Source organism: Mesorhizobium alhagi CCNWXJ12-2 (genome assembly GCF_000236565.1).
Lineage (GTDB): Bacteria > Pseudomonadota > Alphaproteobacteria > Rhizobiales > Rhizobiaceae > Allomesorhizobium > Allomesorhizobium alhagi.
In genome coordinates, this window is sequence record NZ_AHAM01000225.1 from 1 (window position 1) to 5,614 (window position 5,614).

Annotated in this window: 5 protein-coding genes and 1 pseudogene; 3 read left to right on the forward strand and 3 right to left on the reverse strand. The window is 58.2% G+C overall.

Annotated elements, in window-relative coordinates:
* The 3 genes and pseudogenes from MAXJ12_RS25265 to MAXJ12_RS25270 all read left to right on the forward strand — a co-directional run.
* Window positions 1–495 (forward strand): hypothetical protein (locus tag MAXJ12_RS25265; protein ID WP_244421597.1); only part of this gene is annotated, 495 nt, incomplete at its 5' end.
* 417 nt (window positions 496–912) lie between these two features.
* Window positions 913–1,758, forward strand: coding sequence for a glycosyltransferase family 2 protein (locus MAXJ12_RS35695; RefSeq protein WP_085984068.1), 846 nt, complete (start codon window positions 913–915; stop codon window positions 1,756–1,758).
* A 6-nt stretch (window positions 1,759–1,764) separates the two neighbouring features.
* Window positions 1,765–2,774 (forward strand): annotated as a pseudogene (locus MAXJ12_RS25270) (IS5 family transposase); the annotation flags it as partial.
* A 245-nt stretch (window positions 2,775–3,019) separates the two neighbouring features.
* On the opposite strand, the gene MAXJ12_RS25275 reads toward MAXJ12_RS25270, so the two are convergent.
* The 3 genes from MAXJ12_RS25275 to MAXJ12_RS25280 all read right to left on the reverse strand — a co-directional run bounded on the left by MAXJ12_RS25275 (window position 3,020) and on the right by MAXJ12_RS25280 (window position 5,532).
* Window positions 3,020–3,763 carry a class I SAM-dependent methyltransferase gene (locus MAXJ12_RS25275; RefSeq protein WP_008838905.1) on the reverse strand — a complete coding sequence of 248 codons (744 nt, stop codon included), beginning with the start codon at window positions 3,761–3,763 and terminating at the stop codon, window positions 3,020–3,022.
* A 723-nt stretch (window positions 3,764–4,486) separates the two neighbouring features.
* Window positions 4,487–4,648, reverse strand: a complete 162-nt coding sequence (locus tag MAXJ12_RS37775; RefSeq protein ID WP_008838906.1) for a hypothetical protein — start codon at window positions 4,646–4,648, stop codon at window positions 4,487–4,489.
* 14 nt (window positions 4,649–4,662) lie between these two features.
* Window positions 4,663–5,532, reverse strand: a complete 870-nt coding sequence (locus MAXJ12_RS25280) for an O-antigen ligase family protein (protein ID WP_210160944.1) — start codon at window positions 5,530–5,532, stop codon at window positions 4,663–4,665.
* Between the last annotated feature and the right edge of the window lie 82 nt (window positions 5,533–5,614).

Below are 5,614 nucleotides of genomic sequence, written 5' to 3' on the forward strand. Positions count from 1 at the left end.
CACTATCGTTCAGCAAGCAGCCCTATGCCGGAGCTATCTGGACAGGCTCCTAGTAGGAAGGAGCGGCCGAAGCTGGCCGAATGCGTCGACCCGAATCATCCCGAGTCTGTGGATTATCGTTGGCTGGGACGCGAGGAGCAACGAATGCGATTTGAAGACGAGAAGCCAACCCTGCCAGCGAGAACGAATTTCACACCTTCGGTCCTGAAGGATTTCTGCTGCGACCTGGAAACGGATTGCAGATGCCGGCCCGACATGCGTCCGACCTGTGAGTACAACGTGAAGGCGCGGCCCGCGCCCAACAGCGTCATATATCAGCACAACTTAAAATTTAAGGTCGCGAAAAAGGCCGGCGCGGTCAAAAAGCCTTCGATGCTCCACGAGGTGAATTCGTCTCTGGCCGTTGGCCTTTTGCTTGTGCTTCTCGTAATCGCAGGGGCGGGCGCGACCGTGGCCTGGCATTTTGGCGAGTGGATCCGATCCTCCATCCAGTAAAGGTCGCATGAAGCGCATCTACAAGTGGCGTCTCCGCCGGGACGCGAGCAGGGCAGTCCCGGGTGGGGTCTTGTGGATGGCATCTTCCAGACCGCGTGTTCGACATGGTGAACCCCGCTTCGAAACGCTTGGTGAGGCAGTCTCAAGAGGCGGCGACGGCTCTCAAATCTAGATTTGACGCTGGCAACGCGATAAAAACGGCCACCTAGCAGCGTGGAAGGGACTTCGAAGCCCTCGGCGCCGGTCGAGCCGCTTAACGATCTCGAGCACTATGCGACTTGCAAATATCCTGCTGACCAACAAATCGTAGCCGACTAAAGCCAGCCGCCAAGAGGTATTAGCGATTGAAAAAGGGGAGAGGACGTTATTCCCAAATTTGATAGTCTGAGCAACGACAGGCTCCGTTTCTCGGTCGTAGTGCCGGTGTATTGTCACTGGCATCTAGTACCTGCCCTACTCGCAAGCTTAGAAAAGCAGACATTTGCCCGGCAACGCTTCGAGATCATCCTCGTCGAAAACGGACCACCGGATTCGTCAGCGCCGAGCGGAACGTTTCATAACGCGCAGATTGTGCGCTGTGAAACACCCGGCTCGTATGCCGCGCGTAATCGCGGCGTGGAATACGCAGCAGGCGAATGGTTAGTTTTTACTGACGCGGATTGCCAGCCTGCGCCTCAGTGGCTGCAGGAACTCGATGAGACTGTGAGCAGGCTGGGCCAGTGGACGCTGCTAGCGGGCTCGATAGAGGTTACGCCGCGCACGTCCCATCCGGGACCTTACGAGATGTACGACCTCGTGAAGGGTATTCCGCAGGCTCGATACGTCGAGCGAGGCTATGCGGCAACCGCTAACCTGGCCGTATCGAAAGCTTTGTTTCGGCAGCTTGGCGGATTCGACGGGATTCGGTATTCGGGCGGCGATGGAGAATTCTGTCGCCGAGCCGTCTCGAACGGTTGTTCACTCGTTTATGTCGATGCAGCAAGAGTCGCTCACCCAGCGCGTGTTAGCTGGGACGAGATAAAAACGAAGGCGCGCCGCGTCAAAGGGGGGCAGCTTTCTGGCCGAGAAGGTAAGCGACGCACGTTCCGTTGGGTGCTTAGTACTCTGACGCCACCCGTACGCGGAATCTGGAACTATCTCACACATTCGCGTCATCCGCTTAGGTTCAGGGTGGTTGCTAGTGCAATCCAGCTGCGCATCTGGCTTGTTGAGATCAAAGAGCTGTTGCGCTTGAGCTTTGGTGGATCAGCGGAGAGACGCTGACCCGTTTACTGCCAACACGAACTGCCGTTTGACCGCTCGTCTCTGACGCGCTGGCGTTAGCGCATGGGCGAGGAGCGGATCACGGCCCTGCTGCAGGAAAGCCTTGCGGTGGCGGTGAAGACCGAAGCGATGAAGCCGCAGGAGACGCGGCGGGTCATCGTCGATACAACGGTGCAGCCCAAGAACGTCATGTTCCCGACCGACGCCAAGCTTATCCATCGTGCCCGTGAGCGGCTGGTGCGGCTGGCGAAGAAGACGGGGCTCGACCTGCGTCAATCCTATGCCCGGGTCGGCAAATTGGCGCTGATCAAGCATCAGCGCTATGTGCACGCCAAGCAGTTCAAGCGGGCGGGCAAGGCCCTGCGCAAGCTGAAGACCGATCTTGGGCGGTTCATCCGCGACATCAAGCGCCAGATCGCCGGCGATGCGGCATTGGACGCGATCTTCAAGTCGCCGCTCTACCAAGCCTCTACCGTGCTCGAGCAGAGGCAGCGCCAGCGCGGCCGCAAGACCTACAGTCTGCACGCCCATGACATGAGGTCGAGTGCATTGGCAAGGACAAGGCGCACGCGCCCTACGGCGTCAAAGTCCCCATCGCCACCACGCTGAAGCGCTCGAGGGGCGGCCAGTTCGCCCTGCACGCCGTGGCCCTTCCCGGCAACCCCTATGACGGGCATACGCTGGGAACGGTCATTCCCGCGATGGAAGACACCATCGGCGCCGAGATCGAGGGCATACTCGCCGACGCCGGCTGCCGCGGCCATAACGCGCCGCAAAACCACAGGTTCAGGGTCTTCACTGCCGGCCAGAAGCGTCGCGTGACGCCGGCCATCCAACGCCAGATGCGACCACGATCCGCGGTCGAGCCGGTGATCGGCCATATCAAAAGCGAACACAGGATGGGCCGCAACTACCTCGCCCACGCCAAGGGCGATGCGATCAACGCCATTCTGGCCGCCGCGGGCTACAACTTCTCCCTCCTGCTCAGGTGGCCGAAGGCGTTTTGTGGCTGGTGATCATTGCAATCACATCCGGCCAAACAGGCGAGCTGCCTACGAACTCAATTGTTCACGGCCGACGATTAAGCTTGAGATCGACGGCATTGCCAAGCGTGTTAGGGCGCTGACACCAAGACGGTGGCGGCCGTCATTCGGGCACTGAACGCGATCTCGAGATCGGGCCGGCGGGAGCGGTCCGGCGACGGAGCCAGTGGGAAGGGAGCACCTGCTGCCGACGGATCCTGGGCACCGAAGCAACGTCGTCATTTCTGGCCGGCCAAGGGAGGTTGGGCATTTGCCCTCTTCCTCCGGGCGAAACACCTGTATCGGAACTTTTTTGTCATTCCTGGCACGGATCTAGACCAATCCACTTGTTTGAAGCCTAGATCGGTGAAGATTGCTTTGTAGTTACGCTTGAAATGGCGCGGGCTTTCAGTCACCTCGTCCTCTATCGTGATGATCTTAGGGCTGACACGAGCTAACTCGCCGAAAATCCAATCACTTTCCCAGTGTATGTGTTCAAGAACGGCCATCGTATAGATCACGTGAAATGCGTTGTCGGGGATTTGTTTAATTGCTTCCTCAATAGAAGAGACAATTATGCGTGCCTTCTTAAGCTCGGGAAAGGTCTGCCGCAGGTGGTCGACAGCAGCCTGGTTAATCTCAATGCCAGCCAATCGTGGGAAGCCGGCGTTGTGAAGAAAGGCCATATTGCGACCAGCATTGCATCCGATCTCAAGAATTCGCGAATCCTGTGTAGCATGTTTCTTCATGCAGTCGATCAGAAAGAGACTGCGCCCGATGGCCCCTTTTGTGTAGGTTTCTGGCGAATTTATTTCGTCCGGGTGCTGCCAATATGCAAGTATACCGGAAAGTGACATCTGTTTTGTATTTTTAGCGTCGTTCATGGCCGTCTCTACAAGCTGGATTTCTAAGCCGGCTTTCGCTGCGCCACCGCTCCTCTCGCACAAGCTCGCTGGGAATTCAACGTCGAACGGATCAGCCAAAAGGACAACCCCTACGCGGACAAGGTCACCTGGTCGCGGGTTACCTGCTTATCGGCCAGAGACCGCTGTGCTGGCTGGATGGCGTTAAAAACAAGAAGGGCAGTAGCGTACAATTCGATTCATGCTTTGCCTCCCGGATTCCTTGCCTCCTCGCCGGAGTACAGGTTTTGCTGTTAAGGGAGCCGCCGCGAACACTCTTGCGGCACGATGAGAGTGGTGAAAGTCTGACGCTTGGTACCATGAACCGCAAGAGCCGACCCATTGCGGACGGCTGCCTTGGCCTGAATTTGGTGCGATTTGATCAAAACGTGACCTTTACAATTGGCCAACTGTCACCCTTGCTTTAAATTGGAGCAAGTTTGACTTCTGAAGCGATCGAGACGCTTGGCGAAAGACAATGATGAAAAGCCAGCCAAGTCCGTCAGTGTACATGGATGGTAGCACGGGCTGACTTCGAAGCGGCATAAAGACCTCACCTTTCCAATTTCCGCGTTGTCCGTGCCGAGCGCTCCCTTGCCCATGCAATAGCATCGCATTCCCACCCGGAGTTTGCCCCACGCGTCGGGTATCAACCGTCAGGCTTTCACCACTAGCGACAGGACTCGGCTCCAGCCGGGGGGAGACTGGGGTGAGACCGATGAAATACCGTGGGAGCGCGGTTCAGCCGAGCGAAAGCGCCAGTGGCCTTATCCTCGCCTAGGAGCAGGCGAAAGAACGGCTCCGTCACGAGACCTCGTTGAACTGGCCCTTCCATTGCAGCAGGTCCAGTCCCGCGCGGCCCTGCCGGTCCAGCAACTTGGGATTGGCGACGTAAGCGTCGGTGGCGGCGAGGAGGGACTCCGGTTGGCAAAACTCCGGTTGGCAAAACTTCGCAGTCGGTACCATCCAATGGCATCTATTCAGTTCCGATCCCCACGCCGGTCGCTGGGCTCAAAAACAAAAAACAAGCCGGTGAGTGTTCCCATCAGAAAAAGTGAATCGGACAAATCATGGCCGATCATGTTGTTGAACAGACCGCTGAGGAAGAAGCTCATCGCTATGCCGGCGGTCATGGCCAGGCCGTAGTCTCCCATTTCGTCACGCTTCTTGCGCCAGGCCAGGATTACCGGGCCGAGGAGCATCATGGCAACAATCAAGGCTCCGGGAATTCCGTCGCGTACGGCGTAGTTCAGAAAGACGTTGTGGAAATGCGAGAAGGGGAGAGGCGCTCCCGAGATGGCCTTGGTGCGCTCGATCATCAGTTCTTCGCTGTGGCCTGGCCCGTGACCGAAGAATGGCGCTTCCGTAACGAGTTGCCAGCCCGCTTTCCAGACGGTCACTCGCTTACCGAGCGATCCCGAATAATCCCCCTTTTTTACTATCTGCCCATAGTCTTCCACCAGCAGTTCGACACGGTCGCGGACGAAGGGCGTGGCAAACAATCCGAAGGCCAGCAGCGCGATTGAAAATACCGCTGTCGAGGGCAGCAGGTAACGCCGCGCCACATGATCGCGGTAGAACCAGATGCAAATCGCCGGAACGATGACGAGTCCGGGCCACAGGCCGCGAGTTCCCGACAGGATGATGCTGCCGACGGATGCGAGTGCGGCCAGCGCGAACAGCACACGCCATCGGCCGCGCGCCCGCTGGCTCGCCAGGACAGTGATTGTGAGGGCTATGAAATTAGCAAGCGCGAAGGGATAGGCGTTGCCGGCGCCACCTTCAGCCCGCAGGCCAAATCCGAAGCTCTCTACCAGGGCGATGGCGAATGCCACATAGGCGCCGCCCATCGCCGCGAGTTCGACCGCGTCTCGAACACCCGGGCGTTCCGAAACCGAAAGGCGGGAATAGATGGGCAAGAAGGCCAGATAG